Raw genomic sequence first — 26,338 nt, forward strand, 5'->3', positions numbered from 1 at the left:
GGCGGCTGCCTGGCCGGTCTGCCGGGCGGTAGCGCTGCCGCCCGGCAGCTCCTGGCCGGATAGTTCCGGCACCGGAATCAAGGCTTGCTCCTGCCGGGCATTCGTCCGGCCATCCTGCGACTTGGCGACGATAAATCCCGGAATCAGAATCGCCGCCGCCGTAAGGACGCTTACGGAAGCCAGCGCCATTCCCGACATCCCCTGTCCTTCCGCTGCTCTGCCGAAAGGCTTTCCTCGCAGACTCGTCTTCCTCGTTCCTGTCGCGCGCTTCTTCATCTTCGATGAATTCCCTCCTCTATTACCCTGCCAAGGCAAATGCTCACGACCCGTCTCTAAAGACTATGAGCCGAGAAACATAGAATAGAACCGCGATAGGCCGCTTGAGAGAGAAGTCCCGCGAGAAACGAAAAAGCGATGCCGGATGGCATCGCTGCTGAAAGCCCTGCTGTCGGGCCGAGCCTGACGGCCTTTGAACATGCTGCCATGCAGCCGTCAGATCAGGGCTTCCAGGTAAAGAGATTAAGAAATGCCGTGCATTCCAGCCGGCTCCAGGCTTCAATCCTGTTGCTCGTCGGCTGCCGCTTCAGCTCCCGCTCCGCCAGCCGCACGCTGGAGGCAGAAGGAGAAGGAGCTGCCCCGGCCCTGTTCGCTGCGGACCGCGATGCGGGATCCGTGCGCATCCAGGATATGCTTGACGATCGACAGTCCGATGCCTGTGCCGCCGCGCCCGGAGCGGGCTTCATCCGTCTTGTAGAACCGCTCCCAGATGCGCTCCGTCTCCTCCGGCGACATGCCGATTCCTTCATCCCTTACCGTCAGGCAGGCTTGCTCCTCCTGCGCGTCGAGCGTCACATAGACGGTCGACCCTTGCGGCGAGAACGCCATGGCGTTCTGGATCAGATTGACCATCACCTGCTCCAGGCGGTGGGCGTCGCCTACGACTATCACCTTGCCGCTGCCGACGGCAAGCCCGTCGCCGGCTCCCTCGTTTCCCGTCCCGCTCCATGCCCCCTGAGTCTGGCCAGGACCGTCGCCGGCTCCCTCGTCTCCCATCCCGCTCCATGCCCCCGGAGCCGGGCCAGGCTCGGAATCGACCCGCCCCTTGATCTCGTACCGGACTCCGTGATGCCGGAAGGTGGATTCCATCCGCGCCAGCAGCAGCCTCACCGTCTCGGCCAGATCGAACTCCGCGGGCTGCACGTCGAATTGGCCGGACTCGATCTTGGACATGTCGAGCAGATCGTTCACAAGCTTCATCAGCCGGACGGTCTGCTCCTGGGTAATCCGCAAATAGCGGTCCGCCTTCTCCCCCGGAATCGTCCCGTCCAGAATCGCCTCCACATAACCGTGGATGGAAGTCAGCGGAGAGCGGAGATCATGCGAGACGTTGGCGAGGAAGTCGCGCCGGGTCTGCTCCAGCGCGCCGAGGTCTACGGCCATGCGGTTGAGCGAGCCGGCCAGCCGGCCGAGCTCATCGGGGGACGCATCGCGGATCGGCGTATCGAAATCGCCCTTGGCGAAGCGCTCCGCGCCGAGGCTCATGCGGCGGATCCGCGTCGTCATGTAGCGGGAGAACAGCCAGGAGAATACGGCCGATACAGCCAGCGCGACGGCGATGGCCAGCCAGCTCAGATTCTGCCAGCGGCGGAAGTCCCGCTGAAAGCCGGTCGAGAGCGAGACGACATAGCGGTCGATGGAAGGCACGTACTGGGAGCTCACGATCCATTTGCCGGACTCGTTCTCGATCATCTGGGAGCGGAACTGGCCGCTGGAGCCGATATTGGCCTCGCTGATGATGGACTTGATCTCGCTGGCGGGCAGCGGCACGTCTCCGACCTGCATATAGCGGCCGGTGCTGTCGATGACGAGAATGCTCTTCATCTGCGGCGGCACGACGACTTTGAGCGCCGTGCTGACCATGCTCTCGGTCCATCTTTCGGATGCGGCCGTTTCCAGCAGCTTGACCGTCCGCCGCAGCTCCGCCCCTTCCATGCCCTGCTGCCGGTCGAACATGTCGCGCCGGACCAGCTGCGTCGAAACCAGGTTGAAAACGAGGAACGTAACGCCGAGAATCGAGAGAGAAATGATCAGCACTTTGGCGAAGATCGTATTCAGCCCGAGCCTTGCGGCCAGACGGCTCATGACTGGACCTCGAACTTGTAGCCGACGCCGCGCACGGTGGCGATGCGCCAGGACGGATGCTCGCCGATCTTGTCCCGGATGCGCTTGATATGCACGTCGACCGTATTGGAATCGCCGAAGTAATCCATGCCCCAGATCTGCTGCAGCAGCTCCTCGCGGGTGAATACTTTGCCCGGCCGGGAAGCCATGCAATAGAGCAGCTCGACCTCCTTGGGAGCGCTCCCGACATCCTGCCCGCGCACCGTCACGCGGTATTCGTTCACGTCGACGACGAGATCCGGGAACACCGCCTGTTCCTTGTACAAGGTCGGATGCGTCCGCTTCAGGACGGCCCGGATCCGGGCAAGCAGCTCCTTCGGGTCGAACGGCTTGACGAGGTAATCGTCCGCTCCCATGGAAAAGCCCTTCAGCTTGTCGTAGCCGTCCCCTTTGCCGGTCAGGAAAATGATCGGCACCGTGCTGGTCTGCCGGATTTCCTCGCAGACGCTCCAGCCGTCGCGGCCAGGCATCATGATATCCAGGACGACGAGATCGGGGATCTGCTCGTAGAACTTCCTGAGCCCGGCAGCGCCGTCGCCCGCCGTCGCGTACTGAAAGCCGTATCGCTGCAAGTACAGCTCCAGCAGATCGCTGATCAGGGAATCGTCTTCTATGATCAGGATATAAGGCATTTTCATCTGGCTACCTCCGAGAGCGGAATGTGACTGTCTATCCGTTGGTATGGGAATCAATCATGCCGGAGCGCGTCCACCGGCCGCAGCGACGCGGCTTTGTTGGCCGGGAACAGCCCGAACAGAACTCCGACCGCAGCGGAGAACAGAAACGCATAGAGGACGACCTGAAGCTCGATCTGCGTCGCGGTGGCGAAGTAGGCCGTCATGATCAGGCAGGCGCCATAAGCGCAGGCGATGCCGAGAAGCCCTCCGAGGCTGCTGATGGTCACCGCTTCGACGAGAAACTGGAACAGCACGTCGCGCCGCTTGGCGCCGAGAGACTTGCGGATGCCGATCTCCCTCGTCCGCTCGGTGACGGATACGAGCATGATGTTCATGATGCCGATGCCGCCGACGACGAGTGAGATGCAGGCGACTCCCGCCATCATCGTGGACATCGTCTTCGACACGGAGGTGACCGTCTCCTTCAAATCCTCCTGGTTCGTCACGCGGTAGGCGTTCGTATTGCCGCGGAAGATCTCGGTCAGCTTCGTCTCCAGCTGCGCGGTCACGGCGCTCATCTGATCCACCGTGGCGACCTTGAGGGAGACGGTGCGGACGCCGGCGGACTGGAACATGCGCTGCGCCGTCGTAATCGGAATGATGATCTTCTCGTCGTTGGAGCCCGTCAGGGAAGTGCCCTTGGGCTCGAGCAAGCCTACGACCTTGTATTTCACGCCGTTGAGCAGGATCGTCTCGCCGACCGGGCTGACTCCCGCTCCGAACAGCTCCTCCGAGGTGTCGACCCCGAGCACGGCGACCTTGTTGTACGCCGTCAGATCGATAGGGGCAATGAAGCGCCCGCTTTGGGGATGGAAGCTCTGCACATCTTCATAATCGGGAGTGACGCCCTCGACGGTCACCGCGGACTCGGTCTGCTTGCTTCCGTAGCGGGCCGTCACGCTGCCGCTGACGGTCGGAGACAAGCCTTCGATGCCGCCGACGCCGTCGCCGAGCGTCTCGGCTTGCGGCAAGGAGAGGGTCGTGTCGCTTCCCCTTCCGGTAATGTTGACCGACAGCATGTTGGTGCCGAGCCCCTTGAGCTGGCTGCTCACCTCGTTCGCCGAGCCCTGGCCCATCGCCACGAGCGCGATGACCGTCGCGACGCCGATCAAAATGCCGAGCATGGAGAGCACGGTGCGCAGCTTGTTAGCCAGTATGCTCTTCCAGGCCATGCGAATTCCTTGCGAAAGCTTCACGTCCGCCCCCCCTTTCCTCGCTCAGCAGTCCGTCCTTCATGAATACGGTCCGCTTCGCCCTGGCAGCCACATCGAGATCATGCGTGATGAGGACGATCGTATGGCCCTGGGAGTTGAGCTGCTCCATGAGGCCGAGCACATCCGCTCCCGTCTTCGTATCCAGCGCTCCCGTAGGCTCGTCGGCAAGCAGGATCGGCGGCTCGCCAGCGAGCGCGCGGGCGATCGCGACCCGCTGCATCTGGCCTCCGGACAGCTGGTTCGGCCGGTGATGCATCCGGTCCTGCAGGCCGACCTTGGCCAGCGCCGTCTCCGCAGCCGCCTTTCTCTCCTTCGCGGCGAGCCCGCGATAGACGAGCGGCAGCTCGACGTTCTCGAACGCGCTGAGGCGCGGGAGGAGATGGAAGCTTTGGAAGATGAAGCCGATCTTGCGGTTGCGCACCTCCGCCAGCCGGTTGTCCGACAAACCCTTCACCTCGATGCCGTCCAGCCTGTAGCTGCCGGAGGTCGGCGTGTCGAGGCATCCGATCATGTTCATGAGCGTGGACTTGCCGGAGCCGGACGGGCCGATGATGGCGACGAAGTCTCCGCGGGGAATATGCAGATTCACTCCATTCAGGATCTGCACTTCCTCTCCGGCCATCCGGTAGGATTTCCGGACGTCGCGGATGGACAGGAGCGCCTCTTCATGCCGTTCGGCCGAAGCGGCATCGGCTCTGGTGCCATCGCCTATCCGCTCCTCCAAGGCTCCGTCTCCGGCCTTCCGTTTGTCCCTCTTCATCGGGTTCCCCCTCCTCCGGTACGGGTCGAGCCGGCTCCGCCCATATTGCCGCCGAAGCCGCCCGTACCCATTCCGCCTCCGAAGCCGCCCGCTCCCATTCCGCCGAACTCGCGGGCTCGGGTCGTGCCGCTCTGGCCGGTGGATCCTCCGACGGTGCCGGTCGGCAGCGCGATCAGCACCGTATCGCCTGCGGACAGTCCCGACTTGATCTGCACGTACGTGTCATTGGCAAGCCCGGTCGTCACTTCCTTGAGCTGGCCGCCCAGCGTCATCCGGCTCATCCGGGATTCGGAGCCGGCTCCCGCTCCTGCAGCCCCTGCTCCCGCGCCGGCTCCTGCAGCAGCTCCAGCTCCTGCTCCGGCTTTGGCGCCTGTTCCCGACCGGCTGCCCTGCCCGGAGGCGCCTTCCGTTGCCCATTGGCCGCCGGAGCCGTTCCTTCCGCCTGTCCAGGACTGGCCGGCTCCGCCTTGACGGTTGTTGCCGGACTGGCCGCCCGGAACGTTCCCGGCTCCTTGGCCGCCTTCGGTGCCGGTTCCGATCGCCAATGCCCCTTCCGTTCCTTGAGGCACCCGCACATAGGATTTTCCTCCGAAGGTCACCACCGCATCGACCGGAACCAGGACGGCATTTTCAGCCGATTCCGTCACGATCTCGGCCGAGCCGGACATTCCGGCCAGCACGCCGGCCGCCTCCGCCATGGACAGCGTGACCGGATACGTAGCGACTCCGTTGCTGCTCACGCCTTCTTTGGCAATGGAAGTGATTTTGCCCGTGAAGGTTTTATCGGTCAGGGCATTAAGCGTAATTTCGGCCGTCTGCCCGATCTTCAGCTTAGGAACGTCAAGCTCGTCCGCGTTCACCGCAAAAGTCAGCTGCGAGTAGTCCGTAATGACAGCCGCATCTGCGCCGGCATTCGTGTTGTCCCCGACCGTAAGCGATACGGTCGTGACGGTTCCGCCGATCGGCGCCTTGATATCATGGTTCTCGGCGTCCGCTTTCTGCAGATCGGCAATCTCGTTCTCCGTCTGCTGCAGGCTCAGCCTGGCCGAGTCGAGATCGAGCTTCGTCTGCGCCTGCTTCGATACGTCGCTTTCGCTCCAGTACTGCTCCTTCAGGTTCTGGATCTGCAGCTCCTGCTTCTGCTTGTCCAGCTGCTTCTGCCGGATCTGCAGCGAATTGTCGACCGTCTCGAACTGAGCCAGCACCTGTCCTTTCTTCACGACGTCGCCGGCGGAGACCAGCACTTTGCTGACTGTCCCCTGATAGCCGGCTTTCACGGTCGCCGTAGCGGCCGCGGCTACCGTTCCCGTCCCCGACACCTTCACTTCCAGATTTCCCTGCGAAGCCTGCACGCTCCGGGCTTCCGCAGCGGATGCCGTGCCTTCGATTCCCTTCGACTGCAGGAAATAGTATACCGCTCCGCCGCCGGCAATGACCATGAATCCCAATATGAGCAGCCACTTTCTCATTGTTTCCCTCGCCTCTCCTCCGGATCATTTTCCATCCGAATCGTAGCATTCCAGAATGAACCCAGAATGAACGTCTTCCCTGAGCAGGCAAGGGATCGATCCCCCAAGGATCGCCGCAAATAAAAAAAGAGCCCCGATAGCCGGCGCTCCACTCCCTTTCTCTATGCGGGACGGCTGCTGAGGCAAGCCCTCCCGATGCTGCCGATTGAATCTCAGGCCATGGACGCCTCGACGTCCTCGACCTTGACCTGCCGCTTGCTGCTGTAGCTGTCCTCGTCCTCGGACGCGGCGGCAGCCGCCACCTGGACCTCTTCGACTTCGCGCTCCGCGGTCTTGCGGATGGAAGCGAGCACGACCGGCTCCAGCACTTCCTCGGCGGCTTCTTCCTCCGACGTCCGGTAGATGTCGGCGCCCAAAGCGGCTAGCTTGCCCGCGATGTCTACATAACCGCGGTCGACATGATGCAATCCGCCCACTTCGGTCTCTCCGTCGGCTACGAGGCCGGCACAGATCAGCGCAGCTCCGGCTCGAAGGTCCGTCGCCGTCACTTTGGCGCCCGACAGCGGCACTCCGCCCGTGATGATGGCCGTACGGCCGTCCACCTTGATGCTGGCGTTCATCTTGCGGAATTCCTCCACGTGCATGAAACGGTTCTCGAACACCGTCTCGGTCACGACGGAAGTTCCTTCCGTGACAAGCAGCAGAGCCATCATCTGGGACTGCACATCGGTCGGGAAGCCCGGGTGAGGCAGCGTCTTGATGTCGGCGCCCTTCAGCGGACGATCCGCAATGACGCGAATGCCGTTGTCCTCTTCGATGATTTGGACGCCCATCTCCTGCAGCTTGGCGATTACGGGTCCGAGATGGTCGCCGATGGCGCCTTCTACGAATACGTTGCCTCCGGTGATCGCGCCGGCGATGAGGAATGTGCCCGCTTCGATCCGATCGGGAATGACCGTATGCCGGGCGCCGGTCAGCTTCTCGACGCCTTCGATCCGGATGACTCCCGTACCGGCTCCGCGGATGCGGGCTCCCATGGCGTTGAGATAGTTCGCGAGATCGACGATCTCGGGCTCTTTGGCCGCGTTCTCAAGTGTAGTCGTTCCTTCGGCGAGCGCTGCGGCCGCGATGATGTTCTCCGTCGCGCCTACGCTGGCGACGTCCAGGTAGATCTTCGCGCCCTTGAGCCTGCCCGGGGCAACGGCTTCGATAAAGCCTTGGCCCATCGTGATCTCGGCGCCCATCGCCTCGAATCCCTTGAGGTGCTGCTCGATCGGGCGGGTGCCGATGGCGCAGCCCCCTGGAAGGGAGATGCGTACACGGCCCAGACGGGCAAGCAGCGGCCCCATGACTTGGATCGATGCCCGCATTTTGCTGACCCATTCGTAAGGAGCCTCGTAGGAGGTCAGGTTCTCCGCCGAGATCGTCATGGTTTCGCCGGAGAGGTCAAGCTTGGCTCCGAGCGTCTCCAGCAGCTGGCGAATGATCAGGACGTCATCAAGGAGGGGAACGTCGTTAATGACGCTTTCTCCTTCCGTTGCGAGTAGCGAAGCGGCCAGAATGGGAAGAACGGCGTTTTTCGCCCCGTGCACACGCACGGTTCCTTCCAGTCTGCGGCCTCCGCGAACGACAATTTTACTCATAATTCCGTTCCCTCCGGACGCTGCAATTTCTTTTGCGCATATCATGTATTTGGTAAGGATCATATCTGACGGCAACGAGTGTCTGGCATTGGATGGCTTGAAAGGGTTGAAAGGTCAAAAAAGGTGAAAAAGGCAGGAATAAGCCAGATTACCACAGACCATATTAACACTCGTCTACAGAAATCGACAAGCGTTATTTTTATCCCGAATATTCGTCAAAATAAGGGGACTTTAGCCCGGGTCTCTTTCCTCGTGCATGATCGCTCAAAGGATATCATTCGCAGCATGTCTCCGGATTGGTTCCGTCTTATGCGTTATTGTCTGCAAATGTCCGATTCGTTATTCGACGGATAGCTTAGAGCAGCTTCAGCATGGATGTCCAAGACCAGTAATCCAGGATGAAGCGGGCGAACGAGTGCCCGATCACAACGGCAAGAACCGCAATGAAAACGCGGGCTCTCGGGCTTCTCGGCTGCTTGAACCAAGTGTCCAGCTTGAGCTCTTGCAGCAGGTACCAGGCAAGCAAGATGCTTCCGATCGTCACGGCGATGGAGAACAGTCCGTTCCATCCAAGCGACGACCATACTTGATTACTGTTCATTAATAACCCCGTTCCTTTGCCCGTAAACGGCAATAAATTCCTCGGCTCAATTCTATCGGCATAGCAATGTGACTTTCGCCATTTTTCGCCTTTATGCGACGGAAGCAGCCCTAATCGATCGTTCGGGAAAGGAAATCGGCGCAATGCATCTCCTATATCCATCGGAACTTGAGCGCTCCATTAAAAGTCTCATGCTCTTCCGTGTATGTATTCACGGCTTTCCTCTTTTGCCGCCGGAAGCGGCATGCTCAGCCGCCGCGCGTCACCTTGAGCGTATAGTAGCCTGTTGCCGGCGCCGCAGCGTCTTCCCCCGCATCCCATACCTTGATTTCGTAGGTGCCTGGGGTGACCGGTATAAGCGGACTTGTTTCCGCTACGCCTTCCCCGTTGCTGTCCACAGCCAGAGCTTCTCCTCCGGCCCTGCGGTAGGAGAAGGCCGGATCCATCCGCATCGTGCCTGCCTCCACCTGCAGCCGCATCGTGCCTTTCTTGGCGACCCGGATCGAATACCAGTCCACATCCGCCGCTTGATGGAAGGTTCCTTGAAATTCGAGGGAACGGTCGGCCAAAGGATAGGCTTTGCCAGCCGTATCATTGCTCTCCCCCTTGTCGGGCAGCATGCGCAGGCGCGTCGAAAGCAGATAAGGCACCTGCTTCGCACCGCTTCCGGGCTCGAGCCGCAGCATCAGCCGGTTCGTTCCTTTTCTGACGTGCCATTCAAGCTTATGGTTGCGGAGCTTCAGCGGCATTTTCTTGACACTCCCCGCTTCCTCCAGCTCGATCCGGACGGCGGACGCGCCGGCGCCGGGAGAAGTGAGCTGGGTATAGTCCAGGCTGACGATGCCGTCGTACGGGCATTCCAGTCGGTACCAATCCCGATCCCCGGTTCCGGAAAGCTGTCCCGACAGCTGCTTGCCCAGAGGGAGCGCCGCGGCTGTCTTGGCCGAGTCGTCCGGTTCATGCGGATCAGCCTTGTAGCGGTCTGCAAGAGCGGAATCGATTCTCAGAAGGCCGTAGCCGGCTCCATAGTCGAATCCCTTTGCTCCCTCGTCTTTGGCCGTCTGCCGCAGCATGGAGCGGATTTGATAAGGCTTGAGAGACGGGTATTTCGCCCATAACAGCGCTGCTGCGGCCGCAGCCTGGGGAGCAGCCATGGAGGTGCCCTCCACGTAATGGTATCCGCCGCCCGCAGCGGTCGTATACACCTTCCACGGAGCAGCGATGTCCAGCTCCGGCCCCTGGTTGGAGCGCGAGTCCGGAAGTCCGTCGGGGCCGACTCCTCCTACGGCCAGCACAGTCGGATAAGCAGCCGGATACTTCACGGCGGCGCGGCTGCCGAAGCGGCGGCCGTCATTGCCTGCGGCGGCAACAAGAAGCACGCCCTTCTGTTCGGCCAGGGCGGCGATATCCCTCATGTATGGCGAGGAATGGTAGAGACCTACGGACAAGACAACGATGCGCGCTCCTTCCGAAATGGCCTTGCGGATGCCTTCGCCAAGCTGGCGTTCGTCGCCATAGCCGTTGCGGTCGAGAGCCTTGATCGGAAGAATGCGGGCTTTCCAGATGACTCCCGCCACTCCCTTGCCGTTGTTGCCCGCTGCCGCAACGACGCCCGCGACGCTCGTGCCGTGGCCGTTGTCGTCCCGCGGAGGCTCATCCGGCTTCAGCAGATTGATGCCCGGAAGCAGATTGGGCTGAAGATCGGGATGATCCAGATCAACGCCTGTGTCTACGACCGCGATTGTAATGGAGGTCTGCTCCGTGACCAGCTTCCAGGCTTTTTGGGCTCCGATCTGATGGAGGAAAGCTTGCTTCGCCAAGCCGGGATCGTTCGCCTTGGGGGCAGCCGGACCTTCTTGCTGGATCCGGGCCTCGTCGTCCGGCTTCGCCGCCATGCCGCTTGCGCTGCCGGGCGGCATGGACGGGGCTGCCGCCAGGGTGACGGCCGCAAGAAGAGCCGCGGCATGGCCGCATCTAAGCGCGCGGCTATGGGCGGCGTGAGCTTGAATCCTTGCTTTCATAAGCCTCAAATCCTTTGCTCGTATCTATCCTATGACGCCCGCGCGCATCTATCCCTGCTTTTCCGCCGTTGATCGAGGAAGCAGCGCGAAGCGCATATGTGATGAAGGAATTCACTCGCTTAACCATTCTATCAATAATTCGGGCCGCAAGGCGCTATTCCTGTAGCGTTCACAAAATGGATACAACAACAGGCCCTCCGGAAATCCGAAGGGCCTATTTGCACTTGCTATTATCCCGGAAGGCGCTTGCGGCTACGCCAAAAACTTCTCCAGCATCCAGCGGTGCTGGTCCAGCTGCTCCACCATGCCGGTCAGAATATCGCTCGTCGCCGCATCGTCTTCTTCTTCGGCCGTCTCGGCAGCTACCTTCATGTCCTCGGCAAGGGTATTGAAGTCGTCGATCAGATTCCGCACCATCGTTTCGGCATCTTCTTTTTCCGTCGCCTCCTTGATGGAAGACAGATCCAGCATGCCCTTCATGGTGGATACCGGCTTGCCGCCGATTCCGATCAGGCGCTCCGCCGCTTCGTCGAACATAAGGGTAACGGCATTATAGAACTCCTCGAACTTGACGTGGAGAGTATAGAAATTAGGACCGGTCACATTCCAGTGGAAGGAATGGAGCTTCATGTACAGCACGCCCATCGAAGCTACTTGACGGTTCAGCGCATCCTGCGTCTTCGTATTCTTTGCCGCTTTGCCGCGGCTGGCGGTTTGAGTTGCCATTTTTTACATTCCCCTTCCGAATATTCATTTCCCTGCAATCAGGCTTCATGTCTTCTCATTACCCCATCCGGGCCGGGACAAACAGGCACGCCTGAAATCAGCTTGCGCAGCATTTCTGTTCCTTATCCGGCCGGACGCTTTTTTGAGCCAGGGGCATGTCATCCGCACACGTCCGTCCAAGCCTGGAGGCATAAGGTAGGGGGAGAGGTGATCAAGCAGGATGCCAACAATAAAGAAATACATCAAAACCTATAATTCCCGCACCCTTTGGGGAAAACTTCGAGTGAGCCGGATGCTGCGCAGGGATCCGGCTACGGCGCACTTTGTTCCACGGACGGCCGATTTTTCCCGCAAGCAGCTGAAGAAAATGGCTTCGCGCTTTGAAATTCTGTATATCAAGCCGAATATCGGCTCTCTCGGCATCGGAATCCATAAGCTTCGCCGCCGCAAGGGGGGCGGATATCAGCTCACCTCCGTGATTTCCCGCAAACAGATTTCCCGCGCGTTCGGAAATCTCGATCAGGTGTACGAACATATCCGGAAAACCCGGAAATTCGGAAAGCTGATTATCCAGCGCGGCATTCCGCTCGACCGAATCGAAGGGAAGCCATACGATATCCGCGCCATGGTGCAGCGCAAGCCCAATGGACCCTGGACCTGCACGGCTTTGATAGCTAAAGTGGCGCTGCCCAATCGCATCGTGACAAACGCCCATCAGGGCGCCAAGCTTTACCAGCTGTCCAGGCTGTGGAAAATGCAAGGAATGCGAGCCGCCCCTGCCCTCGCCAACAATGAGTTCATCGAAGAGTCGGCGCTGAAGATATCCAAGTCGCTGTCCCGCCGTTACGGCGGCATGCGCGAGATGGGAATCGACTTCGCGATCGACCGGAGCAAAAGGCTGTGGGTGCTGGAGGTCAATACGAACCATCCCCAGTACGGGGCGTTCAAAAAAATCGACCGGGCCGCCTACAACCGGGTCAAAAGCTTTGCCCGCAGCTATGGACGCAAGGACGATTGAATCCACCGCTGGCCGTCTCGGTCGGCGCCTTCCCGACGGTCGTTCCGCATGCTTCATTTTACGGCGTTTGCTGTAAATAAAGATCAGAAGAACCTCCAGGAATCAACTGCAATCAGGCGGCTGTTGTCAGACTCGGCGATCTGCGGCGCGTCCTGCAGCCGGTCGCAGATGTCCCCCGGCCGTACATTTCAATTCGTACCAGGAAAGGTGGAGATGGTCCATGTCGGATGCCATGAATGTCAGCCGGCTGCTGGAGCTGCTGGAAGCCCGCAAGGGCGAGGATGTCGATATCGTCAAGCAGGAAGACGGAGATTGGGATAAGGTCCGCATGACGTTCAGCGGAGCGGAGCTGCTGCATAATCCTTCTCCGGATGATTATGTGTCGGGAACGATCCTGCTGCTGCACGGTTCGGCCAGCATCGTCACCGACAAGGGCCGTGAGCCCGTGCCTGGCGACTCCTATGAAATTCCGCTCCAAGCGGATGACTCCCTCATCGAACAGGACGGAGAGATCCGGGTGCAGACGAAGCGGGCGACCTATTCCATCCAGCCGTCCGTTTCAGCCGGCTGAACCAAAAAAAAGCTTTGGGCCTGCTCGCGGCCCAAAGCTTTTTTGGTTCAAATTGGCTTCGCCCGCTGTGCCTTCCAATCCCGCAGCCCGCCCCAGCGGGTCTCGTAAGCGCGGCATGCTCAGGAGAGCGGCAGTAACGGCAAGTACGCCCGCGGTAGAAGCACCTCCGTCATAATCGACCCGCTTGGGCCAAACCAGTCTGCTGTTACAACCAAAGGTTCGTTACATGCAAAAGGTGACGGTCCATTTAGCGGCCCCGCCGGCCGAACAAGCTTCTCAGCAAGCCTTGCGGCCTTCCTCCCGAAGCCGCTGCCGCCGGCCGCTGCTCCGCCCCAAGCAGGTCGTCTCCCGCGAGGAGGCTGACCGCATTTTGCATGAAATAAGCTTTGTAGTCTTCCCCGAGCCGTTCGGCGATGGCGGCATAGGCGGCCGCCAAGCGGAATCCGCGGCGCTCCGCATGATGCGCATCGGAGGAGACAAGATGGACGAGACCGGAACGCATCATCGACCAGGAAGCTTTCTCGATCGATCTTCCGTACAGACCCAGCAGCGAATGCGTCGTCACTTGTCCCCAAGCCCCGAGCGAGATGAGCTCTTCCAGAAGAGCGGGCTCGCGCATGGCCTGCTCGTTGCGTTCAGGATGGGCTATGACAGGCCGCACCCCTTGAAGCGTCAGCTCATAGACCAGCTCGGCCATTCCGGAAGGTATCTCCGCGGTCGGCATTTCAAGCAGCATATAAGGGGTATCCGCAAGCGTCAGCAGCTCCCTCTTCTCCCAATTGTCGAGCAGCTCCGCATGGACCCGGATTTCTTGGCCCGGATGCAAAGCAATCGGAATGCCGTGCTGCTGCAGCAGCTCTCCGGTCCGCCGCGTCAGCTCCCGCACGTCGGCTGCCGCATTCCAGTAAGCTCCGTTGGCGTGATGAGGGGTAGCGACGATATCGGTGATGCCTTCAAGCTGCGCAGCTCTCGCCAAGGCGAGCATTTGCTCCTCGTTCCTGGCTCCGTCGTCGATGCCGGGAAGGATGTGGGTATGGATATCAATCATTCCTTGAGCACTCTCCCCGTTGTCATGGATGTAAGGATGTAGGGATTCGTATTGACTTGCTAGGACGTATTGAATGCGATGGCTTTATAGACGGCAACGACTTATTGACTGCGATGGCTTTATAGTCTGCAACGACTTATTGCCAGCATTCAATATCTGCAATGGCAGTCCGATAGCGGCGAATTTAACGTTCTAGCCAAACGAGCCTAGGGATCGCTGTAACCGTATAGGTCTCTTCATTTTCGAGAAATGCCGTTGGTTCTAGGGCTCAAAGGCTATTGGTGAACTCCGTCATTGCATGAGATGAAGCTGCTCCTCATGACATTATCATACTTGATTACAGAGACGATCGTCATCCACCCTTGGCTTCATTGTCATCGGACTTTCGGTCAAACATCCCCTGCCGCAGTCCTTAACTCTCTTTATCTCCATTGGCATTATGCTTAAGAAAGCTGAATATCCCGGTCCACATGCCGGTCAGGATGAACAATCTGCCCAAGAAAGAAGTGGATTCGGATTCCGAAAAACCCGTCCCCATCAGAACCCCCGCCGCCCGCGACAAGCAGGAAGCAAAAGAGCAGACTGTCCCTTATGGACCTCTTTGAATCGAGGCCGTGAATCCGTGCCGTCAATAAAGCTGCCGCCAACATGCTCATAATAAAAAGTGTCCCTACCCTCATTTCCCTGTCCTCCCCAGGCGATTTCGCCGGTACAGCCGGATACGATTGAGATCCCAGTATATTCCATTATAAGAGAATAAAAAAGCCCCTCCTCCGTTATCGTCAGATAACAGGGGAGGGGCTTTGATGACGGAATCAACCTCTGGTGTTCAGACGGTTGAGCGCACGTTGAAGCGCAAGCTCCGCACGATGATAATCGACGGTTTCCTTGTTGCGGTTGCGAATGCGCTCTTCAGCGCGCTTCTTGGCCAGCTCTGCGCGGTCCACATCGATTTCGCCCGGAAGCTCGGCGCTTTCGGCCAGAATGACGACTTTCTCGTGACGAACTTCGGCAAAGCCTCCGCTCACCGCGATGTTTTCATAATTGCTGCCGATTTTCGCCGTAACGGCGGATATCTTCAGAGGCGTAACCGTAGGAACGTGATTAGGCAGAATGCCCATCTCGCCCTCTACTCCGCGGATGATGACCATGTTCACATCCTTGGAATATACGGTACGCTCCGGCGTAACGATTTCAAGCAGTAAGGTGCTCATACGATAACCTCCATCCGCCGAGGATTAAACCTCTTGAGCGAGCTTCTTCGCTTTGGCAACGGCGTCTTCAATCGTTCCGACGTTATGGAACGCTGGTTCCGGAAGATCATCATGCTTGCCTTCAAGAATTTCCTTGAAGCCCCGGACCGTATCCTTGATTCGTACGGACAGGCCAGGCATGCCGTTGAACGCTGCTGCAACGTGAAGAGGCTGCGACAGGAACAGCTGGACGCGGCGTGCGCGAAGCACGACAAGCTTGTCTTCCTCGGACAGTTCGTCCATGCCGAGAATCGCGATGATATCGAGCAGCTCTTTGTAGCGCTGAAGAAGCTTTTTCACGCTTTGAGCCACTTGATAGTGCTCTTCGCCGACGATTTCCGGAGTCAGGACGCGCGAGGACGAAGCCAGCGGGTCGACAGCCGGGAAGATACCCATAGCGGCGATGTTACGCTCCAGGTTGGTCGTGGAATCCAAGTGGGCAAACGCCGTGGCAGGGGCCGGGTCGGTGTAGTCATCGGCTGGAACGTAGATCGCCTGAATCGACGTAACCGAGCCGTTCTTGGTGGAAGTGATGCGCTCCTGGAGCTGGCCCATCTCGGTTGCCAGCGTCGGCTGGTAACCTACCGCGGACGGCATGCGGCCGAGCAGCGCGGATACTTCGGAGCCCGCTTGGGTGAAGCGGAAGATGTTGTCGACGAACAGGAGCACGTCGCGGTTTTCTTGATCGCGGAAGTATTCCGCCATCGTCAGACCGGTCAGGGCTACGCGAAGACGCGCGCCTGGAGGCTCGTTCATCTGGCCGAATACCATGGCCGTTTTCTCGATAACGCCGGATTCGCTCATCTCGTGATAAAGGTCGTTGCCTTCACGAGTACGCTCGCCTACGCCGGCAAATACGGAAATACCGCCGTGCTCGGAAGCGATGTTGTGGATAAGCTCCTGCATCGTTACCGTTTTGCCTACGCCGGCGCCGCCGAACAAGCCGACTTTGCCGCCCTTGGCGTACGGAGCCATCAGGTCGATGACCTTGATGCCGGTTTCCAGAATTTCCTGCTGCGTGGACAGATCCTCGAATACCGGAGCTTGACGGTGGATCGGCAGCGTGATGCTGCGGTCTACGTCCCCGTTGTTGTCGATTGGATCGCCGACAACGCTGAATACGCGGCCGAGCGTGGCCGGTCCGACCGGCACGGTGATTGGCGCGCCGGTATCAACAGCGGCCGTACCGCGCACGAGGCCGTCCGTGGAGGACATCGCGACGCAGCGAACTGTGTTGTTTCCGAGGTGGGTAGCCACTTCGAGAGTCAGCTTCACGTCTTTTTCGGAAGAGTTCTGGGCCTTTTGTTCAATCTTAATTGCGTTCAGGATTTCTGGGAGATGGCCGTTGTCGAATTCAACGTCGACAACCGGTCCCAGTACCTGGACAACGCGACCGTTGCTCATGGGGGTCCCTCCTGTAGTAAAGATAGTTGCACGTGCATCTATGAAGCAGGCCGCAGCCTGCTCTTCTGCGTGTGATTATTGCTGGGCGCTTGCTCCGCCGACGATTTCCGCGATTTCTTGGGTGATCGCAGCCTGACGCGCGCGGTTGTAAGAGAGCGTAAGCTCGCCGATGAGCTTCGTCGCATTCTTCGTCGCATTGCCCATTGCCGTCATCCGGGCGCCGAATTCGCTCGCCTTGGCCGACGCGGCTGACCGCGGCTTCGACATGATCATCGCCGCCGGCGGAGACGGCACGCTCTACGAGGTCATCAACGGCCTCGGCGAGAAGGAGAACCGCCCGCCGCTCGGCATTCTGCCGGTCGGCACGACCAACGACTTCGCCCGGGCGCTCGGCATTCCGCGCAACCTGGAATATGCGTGCGAGCTCATCACACGCCAATATACCCGTCCCATCGACGTCGGCCGCGCGGGCAAGAAGTACTTCATCAATATCGCCGGCGGCGGCTCCATGACGGAGCTCACCTACGAGGTGCCGAGCAAGCTCAAGACGCTGATCGGGCAGCTGGCCTATTATATGAAGGGCCTGGAGAAGATGACGCGCCTGCGCGCCACCGAGGTGTTCATCCAGGCGGAGGGCATCCCGGACATCCATGAGGAGATCATGCTGTTCCTCATCTGCAACAGCAACTCGGTCGGCGGCTTCGAGAAGCTGGCTCCCGACGCGAGGCTGGACGACGGCCTGTTCGAGGTCGTCGTGCTCAAGAAATGCAACCTGGCGGAGTTCATCCGCATCGTCACGCTCGCCCTGCGCGGCGAGCATTTCAACGACCCGCATCTGATCCACTTCAAGACGCCTCGCATGCAGATCACGACGCCGGACTATGTCCAGCTCAATCTCGACGGCGAGTACGGCGGCACGCTGCCCTGCATGTTCACGATGCTTCCTTCGCATCTGAATATCTTTGTGGATCAGGATGGGAAGGCGAGTTACTAGGTAGTTGTGGACGCTGAAAGCTTCAGAGCAGCCTCCGAAGCCGGAAGGTCATTCGGGAAGCCGGAAGGTCATTCGAAATGCCGCAAGGTCGTTCCGATCGCTGTTGAAGCCCGAATTTCTGGATTCGATTCCCCCTTGCACTTCGGTGGCCGATGTCGCCACAAGTCCATGAAAAGAGCGCCAGACATCATGATGTCTGGCGCTCTTTGCTTGCTGCTGCTTTGCTTTCAGCAGGTTCAGGATTAGGATCACCGCTTCGGCTCGCCAGTAGACCGGCCATGAGGAACGCTCTATGGTCAGCAAACCTCTAGAAGGGCTTGGAGACTTCTGCCACGGAGCGAAAGAGGCGGAAATATGGTATTCTTGACAGACGGACAAGGCCGCGAGCGGAACCGTTCGTTCCGCGACATAAGAGGCATCAAGCCTCATATCGGAGCTTTTAGACTACGAAGAGAACGGATGAAACGAAGAGATGAAACCAGCTTTGCCATTCGGCAAAAACGATACGGTCACGCTCGATATCATCGGGCTGACGCATGAAGGCGAAGGGGTCGGCCGAGTGGACGGCTTTACTCTATTCGTCCAGGGAGCGCTGCCGGGCGAGAAAGTCACCGCCAAGGTGCTCAAGACCAAGAAGACCTATGGATATGCCAAGCAGCTGGAGCTGCTCCAGGCAAGCCCGGACCGGGTCGAGGCTCCGTGCCCGATCTACAAGCAGTGCGGCGGCTGCCAGCTGCAGCATATGAGCTACGAAGGACAGCTGGCCTGGAAAAGGCAGCATGTCATCGACAGCCTGGAGCGCATCGGCAAGCTGACCGTGGCCGGCAGCTCGCGGGCAGTTGAAGGCCGCGAGACCGCTCAGTCCGGCGCTGCTGCGGCCTCCGAAGAGCATGGCTCGCGCATAGGCGTGGTCGTCCATCCGACGATCGGGATGGACGAGCCATGGCGCTACCGCAACAAGGCGCAGGTCCCCATCGGCATGGCGATGGCGGACCTGGACGGAGGCGCGGCCGGCAGCCTGATCGGCGGCTTCTACGCCCGCGGCTCGCACCGCATCGTCGACATGGACGCGTGCTTGATCCAGCACGAGAATAATGACGACGCGGTGCGGCAGGTCAAAGCCATCGGCAACCGCGTCGGCATCTCCGCGTACGACGAAGCCACAGGGCGCGGCATCCTCCGCCATGTCGTCGTCCGGACCGGATTCGTCACCGGCGAGATGATGGTCGTACTCGTCACGAATGGCCCGCGCATTCCGCGCCTGGAGGACTGGATCCAGGGCATTCGCGAAGCTCTGCCCGCAGTGACGAGCATCGTGCAGAACATCAACAAGCGGCAGACCAACGTCATCTTCGGCGACGAGACGCGCACCCTTTGGGGCAGCGATGTCATCTACGACGAGCTCGACGGGATCCGCTTCGCCATCTCTGCACGTTCGTTCTATCAGGTCAATCCGGCACAGACGCTCCGGCTCTACCAGTCCGCCGTCGATTATGCCGGCTTGACCGGCAGCGAGAATGTCATCGACGCCTATTGCGGCATCGGGACGATCTCGCTGTTCCTGGCCCGCCGCGCGGGACATGTGTACGGCGTCGAGATCGTGCCGGAGGCGATCGAGGACGCCAAGCGGAACGCTTCATTAAATGGCATTGAAAATGCATCGTTTGAAGCGGGAGCTGCCGAGGTCGTCATTCCGCGCTGGCGCTCGGAAGGCATCAAGCCGGACGTCATCGTCGTCGATCCGCCTCGCAAAGGTTGCGACGAGCAGCTGCTGGATACGATTCTGGAGATGAAGCCGGAGCGGGTTGTATATGTGTCGTGCAATCCTGCAACACTCGCGAGGGATTTGCAGGTGCTGGAGGCCGGAGGATACCGGACGGTGGAGGTTCAGCCGGTGGATATGTTCCCGCATACCGTTCACGTAGAATCGGTCGCTTTGTTGGTGAGGGATGGTACAGAAGGCTGAGAGTGCAATGGTGGAGCGGGTTTTGGGAGTAGTACAGATGAGTTGGAAGTGTGAAACAGAGGCAAGGAAATAAGAGAGTTGACTGATTGTTGACGAAATAAATAGATTAATAGGGAGATCCCTGATTCTTGAATCGAGCGTTTTCAATTATTAGGACAAGGATTCGACTCTCCTCACCTCCATTCTAAAACCCGCTCTTGGAGCGGGTTTTTTCAGTTTCGGATGCTTGTTGCCTAGGGCTGAAGTCAATTGGGCTACAAGTGGCGTAAATCTCGAAGTCAGTGCGCCATGTTACGATGCAAATTAGATAGGGGAATCCCTTATCTCGTTTAGTCAGGGATGGTGGTTCAGATGTCTGGGAACATTACAAATAGTAGGGACATAGTTTAGCCTTATGTTTGACTTCGGAAGAGCCGGTAAACGAATTCGTGAATATACAACAGCGTCAACCGAAAGGGAAGCGAAGAAGATATTAAACTAGTTTAATATAATAACAGAGACATCTTTTAGTTCAGACAATGGATATGACGTTTGCAGTGTTTCAATCCCACTGGATGGATAACTACGTCAAATACAACTGCGAAGAAACGACACATATGGCTACAAGAACATTATCTATACGCATCATCATTCCGAGAATGGGTAGTTTTGAGTTGCTGAAGTTGTAGCCTGTCTATTTAAGATTTGGTGGTGTATACGATATGGAGGACACCTCTTCTTGCTCCAACTCTCACTTATCAAAACAAAGTGGTGTTTTTCTATATTCACAAGAAGTTTATTTAATTCTTGGAAACTCAAGCCTCGCAAAGATTCAAGCCGATTTTCGCTCTGCGAAACTTGAGTAAACAAATTCATAAAACCATTGTGCATTAGAAGGGACATTTTTCTTGCTTAGTTTGAGGATTTGAAGCCCAAGAGTGTGAGACAGTGACCGAGACACATTGCAAGTTTAAGCGGCCAATCGTCGGAAATCAACCAGCGACCATTTTACAATCGAGAGAATCCTTAACAATCAAGGCAAAGTTACGACGAAGGTATAGTGTGGTGGGTAAGTATATCTAATAAAAAGAAATTTTTAACCTCTGAGACTTTGAGTCAGAGGTTTTAGTTCTTTTGACTAGAGAACTGATCACTGATTTCACTTCGTGGTATGATTATTGTTAGTAGTTGTGCTCAAGTAAGAGGATATTATATCGGTGCTCATGCAGTTTCGTGAATAAGAAATCAATAGTAGAACGGGGAAATCATTATGTTCCGAGAAGAGATCTTAATTTCGCCTAATTACAAGATTCGAGACTATACTGAACTAGATTTAAGAATTGACAGTGATCAGGAGACTTGGGATAGGGCAATAGATATTTTTAAAGATCGAATTGAAGGACGGTTCCTACTGCTAATTCAAGAACTATCTGATAAAGCCCGATTTGATTATAAGTCTTTTGAATATAGTTTCAGCTCAATAGCTCTATGTTGTTTACTTATAGAAACCTTATTTCAATTTTATAAGGGACTTAATGAAACAAGAAGAGGGTATGGCTGGCAAGGCATGAATAAAGACGCTTTTAAACATTTTTTTAGAGAAAGTGAATATTTTAGCCCGTATATATCTGACAACGATGCAGATATCTTTTATAAAGACATCCGTTGTGGAATTTTGCATCAAGCACAAACTAAAAGAAACTCACAACTTACTATTCACCAAGATCAAATGGTGCATACTATTGAAAATGGAATCAGAGTTGATATAGGAATTTTTACCGATGCATTAATACAAGAATATGAATTATATGTTAGTAAAATAAAAAATGGTCAAATTAACTCATCAGTAACTTTGAGAGAGAATTTTATAAGAAAGATGAATTATATTACAACAACTGTGTGAGCGAATCTTAATTGTCATTGAAATCGTGTAACATCACATTATGGAGTCGAGCTCCCTGGGATTTTGGCAGGGAGCTGGACATCCTGACTGCGTCGGGCATCAGGAATATGGTGCCGGTATGCGAATTATTGATTTGATTAGCATATTCATTAAGACAAGGAGAAGTAATATGAGATCATTTGGGTTGGTTGAGGATAAAGTCTATGAAGCGGATTTTTTCTTGGAAAAGATAAAAGATTGTATTGACCCAAAAGAATGCAATTACTATTTTAGTGCATTTCTATCAGCAAGTCGAAGCATTACCTTTTCATTACAAGCGTGCATGAGTGATATTAAAGGTTTTAAGGAATGGTATGAGGAGAAGCAAGTAATATTAAAAAGGGATAAAATAGCAAGGAAGTTCGTTGAAATGAGGAATGTTACACAAAAGATTGGAGAACATTTCATTACCTCCGGTAATTATTATACTGATGACAACGGAAACTTAAGAGGTAAATTTTATTTTCAAGATGAAATGAATAGTTATTGTATTGGTGAAAACCCAAGGGAAATAATTCTGAAACGTGTATTATCTGGAGAATTATTCACGCACCAAGAAGAGGATGTTGCTACTCAATGTGATAAAAATTTTATTATGCTTATTGAGATTATCTTTGAAAGTTTTCAGAAGTTTGGGAGCACTATTGACCCTGAAAAGTACTACACTCTAGAGAATTTGGAACTACTGGGATTATCAATTGAAGATATTGAAACAACCCTGGGGTTCCCGAAAGGGTACACTAATGTTGAGGGAATTTCCAATGAAGATAGAATTAAATTTCTTCGCGAAAGTGAGCCTTCGTCGGAAATTGATTATATATTTATGAAATACCTAAATAAAGCTAGGTATAGGGAATAGATGGTTTTGGAAGCACCAAACACCTTATTGCAGGAAAAAGACGAGGGATAGTGTTGGAACCGGGCCAGAATTTCCACGACCTGGGCGAATCTTACAAGCAAACATATTCTAACCCAGGTAGGACTCAAAATACCGTTTATTTAAGACTCGATTACAATGCTCCTTGTGGAACGGTATTAAATGTAAAAAAAATCAATGTGGATACATCCAAACTGTGAAATGAATCGAGCTATAAGTATCAGAGAAGCGGCTCGTTTACAAACCTTCCCTGATGATGTTGTATTTCAAGGTTCTAAAGACTCTCAGTATCAGCGGATTGGGAATGCCGTACCTCCTCTTTTGGGGAGGGCAGTGGCCGAACAGGTGCTGAAGTACTTGGGGATAAGTCCCCAAAATACTCTAAGAAACATAATCTTGCCACAAGAAACTACTGTTACTGTTTAAGCTAAGAGTCCCTGCTCATTTGAGTAGTGGCTCTTTTTATATTGAGAAAATAGGATTTAAGTATTATGAGTATATGTCGAATGTGCAATGAAAAGGTATTTAGATTTTAAAATACCCTCTATCGCTTCAAGTTCTCCCTTCCTCTGTTTAATTTATAGTCACTAAAACTGGGGTAAACACCTATCAATAGCTACATCAAAGAAGAATAAGTAATGCGGGTGATTAATTTACAAAGATGTAAGTGGAAAGAAGGAGAGAAGTGGGGGAACACCGAATAGGAGTATAGAACTAGTGAAGCTGACGAGATAAATACGCATTGCGAAATAATGTAGTTTAAGTACCATATATTTAGTAATCTAGATAACTTGTCTTTTTCTCTTTAATTTGAAAGATTGAAAGAGAGGTATTTATCGATGAGCACAATTAATGATTTTTCTTCCCCTAAATTTGATGAGCATCGAATGGCAGTCGAAAAGTTGCGTAATAAAGGACGTGACTGGGATTTTATTAAATACTACGGCAATCAAGATGAAGAAGGCTTACAAAATAAACTTGAAGTATTACAAGAAGACGGAATGATACCTGACGATTTGAACGCACCTTTGTGGGTAGCTATTGTTGAATTCTTACGTGAGTTATCCGATCGTGAGCAGTTGATTGAAGAGAAAATTGCTAATAATCGCATTTTGAGTCGACGTCAAGATAATGACCTATTTATACCAAGTGGTAATGCAAGTAGTTGGCAATTGTATATGAACAAGTTGAAGGGACAAGACTGGACAAGCGAATCGTTAAGAGATCTTGAGAATACTACCATCAGTATATTGAAGAAGTTGCGATTAGAAGCCGATCTTCCGGTAAAAGGTTTAACTATTGGCCATGTCCAATCTGGTAAGACAGCAAGTATGGCAGCTTTACTGGCAATGGCAGCTGATTGGGAGTTTAATGTATTCATTGTTTTGTCAGGAACAATTGAAAATCTTCGTAAACAAACAGAAGATCGCTTAATGAGTGATTTAAAAACGTCAGGTAATTTATCGTGGGAACGTATGAGTCGGCTTTCACTCAAATCAGGCTCTTCCCACAAGGTAAGCAGTCTCTTATTAAACAAAAGTTCACGTGAACGTTACCTGAATGTGTGTTTGAAACATAGTACGCGCTTGAATGATTTAATTTTATGGCTAAAAGAAGACGGGAAGAAGCTTTCACAAATGCGAATTTTAATTATCGATGATGAGGCCGATCAAGGTGGGATTAATACAAATGATATAAATGATACCTTGGCTGAAAGAACGGCTTTGAATAAAGCGATCGTTGAACTAGTTAAAATTCAGGCAGACGATGGTTCAAAACCACTAAGCTTGAATTACATTAGTTATACAGCTACACCTTACGCAAATTTTTTGAATGAAGCCTCACAAGAATCTCTTTATCCACATGATTTTGTGGCGGTATTAAATCCAGCAAAGGAATATTTCGGTGCAAAGCAAATCTTTGGTTTGGAAAATAGTGAGTATCATCGTGGATTACCAATAATCCGGGAAATAACCAAAGCTGATCGTGACGCGGTAAATAATATTCATAAAGGTAAGGAAGTGGAACTACCGCAAACATTTATAGACGCCATTCATTGGTTTTTAATAGCGACTTCGATTATGCGCTATCGTAAATACAAAAAGCCGATTAGTATGCTAGTTCATACGAGTCAGAAGCAAACACATCACCAAATCTTTGCAGATTTAATTAATAACTATTTCCGTAGTTTATCCAAAAAGGATATTCTTGAAGCATGTCGTGGACTGTATGAACTAGAGCAAAGAAAATTTACAAAAGAAGATTTCGAAATGGAATTCGAAGCTTATCCCAAGTTAGAGGATGTAAAGGATTACCCGTCATTTGAAAAGATTGAAGAGGAATTAAAGCGGCTCATTCGTGATTATCCTTCCCATATCAATGTATTAGAAGACACCAAACGATTGATATATCATGACGGCCTTCACTTATGTATCGATAACTGCTCAAATAATAGGATCACTGAAGATCTGGAACATATCCGATTAGCTTATCCTGACCCTAAGGCCCCCAATTATCCAGCACCGGCCCCAGCATTTATTGTTGTTGGGGGAAGTACACTCTCTCGTGGCTTAACGATTGAAGGTTTGGTCAGCACATATTTCTTTCGTACAACTTCTCAGGCAGATACATTACTCCAAATGGGTCGATTCTTTGGTTACCGCAAAGGATATGAGATGATACCACGTATTTGGCTAACAACCGATACTGAAGCGAAGTTTAAATTTATGGCGACCCTTGAGGAAGAATTACGTGAGGATATTGAAACATATATTTTGGAAGGTATGGATGCAAACGAATATGGACCAAAGATCAAGAATTCACCAAAACTATCTTGGCTGCGTATTACTGCAAAAAATCGCATGCAAAGTGCTGAGGAAGTTGATTTGGACTTTTCTGGGACTTCGAGTCAGACTATTATCTTTGATGATGAAGCGCTTATTCAGAGACAAAATATTGAACTTACTGAACGTTTTTTTGATCGTCTGGGTACGCCAATAGAAACACGCAATAGTCGAGGGATTTATTGGGAAAATATTCCGTTCCAACAAATCAAGGATGATTTTCTTAGTAAGTTCACGTTTAGTAAACAAAGTGAATTCTCTAATTTGGATGCCTTCTTTGAATGGTATCAAAAGAATGAAGTGAAGGCCGGCTATACGGGTTGGAACGTCGTTCTTTCTGGAAGTGGAAAATTAGATGATAAGAACCGCAAGCATTGGACGGTTGGTGGTCGTGGTGTAGGGTTAGTTACACGTAGTCGTCGTGGAACAACAACCGGGAAAAAAATAAATATTGGTGTATTACGTACTCCGTCTGATTTATATGCAGATTTAACGGAAGAAATGTATGACGCTATTCCAGAGGAGTTCAAACAAACGCAAGCCGGAAAAGCAGGGCGTGAAAATATTGATGTTCAATTGGAAGAAATAGACCAAAAACAATTAAAGAAGAGTTTTATCAATGAATTGCGAAAAGCTGCGGGTGTTGGTCTAACGCCACAACTACTTTTATATCGCATTGATAAGGATTCAAAATTTACAAAAGTACAAAGGGAAAACACAAAAGAGGCAGACAGACGATATGATTTAAATGCCTCGGAAGATTTAGTAGGTGTTAGTTTATTTGTGCCGGGTTACCGATCCGGAAAGAATTTAGCAACAAAATTATCAATCCGAATTGAGAATCCAATAGGTGAGCCTGAGATGGAAGATGGAGAAGAGTAATGCAGATAGAGATTGTAGAGTTGGGTAGAATGTCCCAGTCTGGAAATTCACTATTAAAGCTTATTCAAAATAACGATTTGCCAATCTTGGATTTGTTTGTACGTGAAGCTGTGCAAAATAGTCTAGATGCTGGTTTTGGAGTAGAAGGACATAATTCTGTTTATGTGGACATTGGCATTACAGATGTCAATGTCCCGCAGTTTTCCAAGCACTTAGACGGAATAGAAGAATGTTTAAATGAAAAGTTTGGGAGCTTGCCACAAAAAGCG

General features: G+C 54.0%; 20 protein-coding genes and 4 pseudogenes. 9 read left to right on the forward strand and 15 right to left on the reverse strand.

Annotation, left to right across the window (positions count from 1 at the left end; genetic code table 11):
- The 10 genes from BN871_RS09750 to BN871_RS09795 all read right to left on the reverse strand — a co-directional run.
- Positions 1-276 (reverse strand): hypothetical protein (locus BN871_RS09750; protein WP_048745674.1); only part of this gene is annotated, 276 nt, incomplete at its 3' end.
- A gap of 279 nt (positions 277-555) precedes the next feature.
- Entirely contained in the window at positions 556-2,142 is a 1,587-nt protein-coding gene (locus BN871_RS09755; protein ID WP_021880886.1) for a HAMP domain-containing sensor histidine kinase, read from the reverse strand.
- On the reverse strand, positions 2,139-2,819 hold the full coding sequence (locus BN871_RS09760) for a response regulator transcription factor (protein ID WP_048745676.1): 681 nt from the start codon (positions 2,817-2,819) through the stop codon (positions 2,139-2,141). The genes BN871_RS09755 and BN871_RS09760 overlap by 4 nt, the downstream gene beginning before the upstream one ends.
- Before the next feature lie 50 nt (positions 2,820-2,869).
- On the reverse strand, positions 2,870-4,054 hold the full coding sequence (locus BN871_RS09765) for an ABC transporter permease (RefSeq protein WP_021880888.1): 1,185 nt from the start codon (positions 4,052-4,054) through the stop codon (positions 2,870-2,872).
- Entirely contained in the window at positions 4,005-4,694 is a 690-nt protein-coding gene (locus BN871_RS09770; protein WP_069202601.1) for an ABC transporter ATP-binding protein, read from the reverse strand. Before BN871_RS09770 ends, BN871_RS09765 begins: the two co-directional genes overlap by 50 nt.
- 134 nt (positions 4,695-4,828) lie before the next feature.
- Entirely contained in the window at positions 4,829-6,301 is a 1,473-nt protein-coding gene (locus tag BN871_RS09775) for an efflux RND transporter periplasmic adaptor subunit (RefSeq protein ID WP_021880889.1), read from the reverse strand.
- 212 nt (positions 6,302-6,513) lie between these two features.
- Positions 6,514-7,944 (reverse strand): UDP-N-acetylglucosamine 1-carboxyvinyltransferase, encoded by a 1,431-nt coding sequence (gene murA, locus BN871_RS09780; RefSeq protein WP_048745681.1) that lies wholly within the window; start codon positions 7,942-7,944, stop codon positions 6,514-6,516.
- A gap of 355 nt (positions 7,945-8,299) precedes the next feature.
- Positions 8,300-8,545 carry a DUF1146 family protein gene (locus tag BN871_RS09785; protein WP_048745683.1) on the reverse strand — a complete coding sequence of 82 codons (246 nt, stop codon included), beginning with the start codon at positions 8,543-8,545 and terminating at the stop codon, positions 8,300-8,302.
- Between the two features lie 248 nt (positions 8,546-8,793).
- Entirely contained in the window at positions 8,794-10,566 is a 1,773-nt protein-coding gene (locus BN871_RS09790; RefSeq protein ID WP_053086964.1) for a S8 family serine peptidase, read from the reverse strand.
- 252 nt (positions 10,567-10,818) lie between these two features.
- Positions 10,819-11,292 (reverse strand): Dps family protein, encoded by a 474-nt coding sequence (locus BN871_RS09795; protein WP_021880564.1) that lies wholly within the window; start codon positions 11,290-11,292, stop codon positions 10,819-10,821.
- A 220-nt stretch (positions 11,293-11,512) separates the two neighbouring features.
- On the opposite strand from BN871_RS09795, the gene BN871_RS09800 reads away from it, so the two are divergent.
- Positions 11,513-12,310 (forward strand): YheC/YheD family protein, encoded by a 798-nt coding sequence (locus BN871_RS09800; protein WP_021880563.1) that lies wholly within the window; start codon positions 11,513-11,515, stop codon positions 12,308-12,310.
- A gap of 220 nt (positions 12,311-12,530) precedes the next feature.
- Positions 12,531-12,881: a hypothetical protein gene (locus BN871_RS09805; RefSeq protein ID WP_021880562.1), complete on the forward strand. Its 351-nt coding sequence runs from the start codon at positions 12,531-12,533 to the stop codon at positions 12,879-12,881.
- Between the two features lie 247 nt (positions 12,882-13,128).
- Here BN871_RS09805 and BN871_RS09810 read toward each other — a convergent pair whose 3' ends face one another.
- From BN871_RS09810 to BN871_RS26750, 4 genes and pseudogenes are all read right to left on the reverse strand, one after another.
- On the reverse strand, positions 13,129-13,929 hold the full coding sequence (locus BN871_RS09810) for a tyrosine-protein phosphatase (RefSeq protein WP_048745688.1): 801 nt from the start codon (positions 13,927-13,929) through the stop codon (positions 13,129-13,131).
- An 815-nt stretch (positions 13,930-14,744) separates the two neighbouring features.
- A complete protein-coding gene (locus BN871_RS09820) occupies positions 14,745-15,143 on the reverse strand; it encodes a F0F1 ATP synthase subunit epsilon (protein WP_021880559.1) in 399 nt (132 codons plus the stop codon).
- A gap of 24 nt (positions 15,144-15,167) precedes the next feature.
- Complete coding sequence (gene atpD, locus BN871_RS09825) at positions 15,168-16,586, reverse strand: F0F1 ATP synthase subunit beta (protein WP_048745692.1); 1,419 nt, start codon at positions 16,584-16,586, stop codon at positions 15,168-15,170.
- 75 nt (positions 16,587-16,661) lie between these two features.
- Positions 16,662-16,877 (reverse strand): annotated as a pseudogene (locus BN871_RS26750) (F0F1 ATP synthase subunit gamma); the annotation flags it as partial.
- On the opposite strand from BN871_RS26750, the pseudogene BN871_RS09830 reads away from it, so the two are divergent.
- Positions 16,813-17,580, forward strand: a pseudogene (locus tag BN871_RS09830) (YegS/Rv2252/BmrU family lipid kinase); the annotation flags it as partial. The pseudogenes BN871_RS26750 and BN871_RS09830 sit on opposite strands and share 65 nt — an antisense overlap.
- A 48-nt stretch (positions 17,581-17,628) precedes the next feature.
- Here the strand turns inward: BN871_RS09830 and BN871_RS09835 are convergent.
- Positions 17,629-17,883 (reverse strand): hypothetical protein, encoded by a 255-nt coding sequence (locus tag BN871_RS09835; RefSeq protein ID WP_157060250.1) that lies wholly within the window; start codon positions 17,881-17,883, stop codon positions 17,629-17,631.
- A gap of 169 nt (positions 17,884-18,052) precedes the next feature.
- Between BN871_RS09835 and rlmD the strand changes: the two genes are divergently transcribed.
- The 6 genes and pseudogenes from rlmD to BN871_RS27580 form a co-directional block, all read left to right on the forward strand.
- A complete protein-coding gene (rlmD, locus tag BN871_RS09840) occupies positions 18,053-19,546 on the forward strand; it encodes a 23S rRNA (uracil(1939)-C(5))-methyltransferase RlmD (RefSeq protein ID WP_021881409.1) in 1,494 nt (497 codons plus the stop codon).
- A gap of 1,249 nt (positions 19,547-20,795) precedes the next feature.
- Positions 20,796-21,428 carry a hypothetical protein gene (locus tag BN871_RS27575; protein WP_157060251.1) on the forward strand — a complete coding sequence of 211 codons (633 nt, stop codon included), beginning with the start codon at positions 20,796-20,798 and terminating at the stop codon, positions 21,426-21,428.
- Positions 21,429-21,597: 169 nt separating this feature from the next.
- Positions 21,598-22,326: a hypothetical protein gene (locus BN871_RS09845; RefSeq protein ID WP_048745694.1), complete on the forward strand. Its 729-nt coding sequence runs from the start codon at positions 21,598-21,600 to the stop codon at positions 22,324-22,326.
- A gap of 50 nt (positions 22,327-22,376) precedes the next feature.
- Positions 22,377-22,770 (forward strand): annotated as a pseudogene (locus BN871_RS26755) (DNA cytosine methyltransferase); the annotation flags it as partial.
- Between the two features lie 413 nt (positions 22,771-23,183).
- The gene (locus tag BN871_RS09850) at positions 23,184-26,069 is read left to right on the forward strand and encodes a Z1 domain-containing protein (protein WP_083436353.1); all 2,886 of its coding nucleotides are present in this window, start codon (positions 23,184-23,186) and stop codon (positions 26,067-26,069) included.
- Positions 26,069-26,338: pseudogene (locus BN871_RS27580) on the forward strand (hypothetical protein); the annotation flags it as partial. The gene BN871_RS09850 and the pseudogene BN871_RS27580, both read left to right, overlap by 1 nt.

Source organism: Paenibacillus sp. P22, from assembly GCF_000469945.2.
GTDB lineage: Bacteria > Bacillota > Bacilli > Paenibacillales > Paenibacillaceae > Paenibacillus_O > Paenibacillus_O humicus.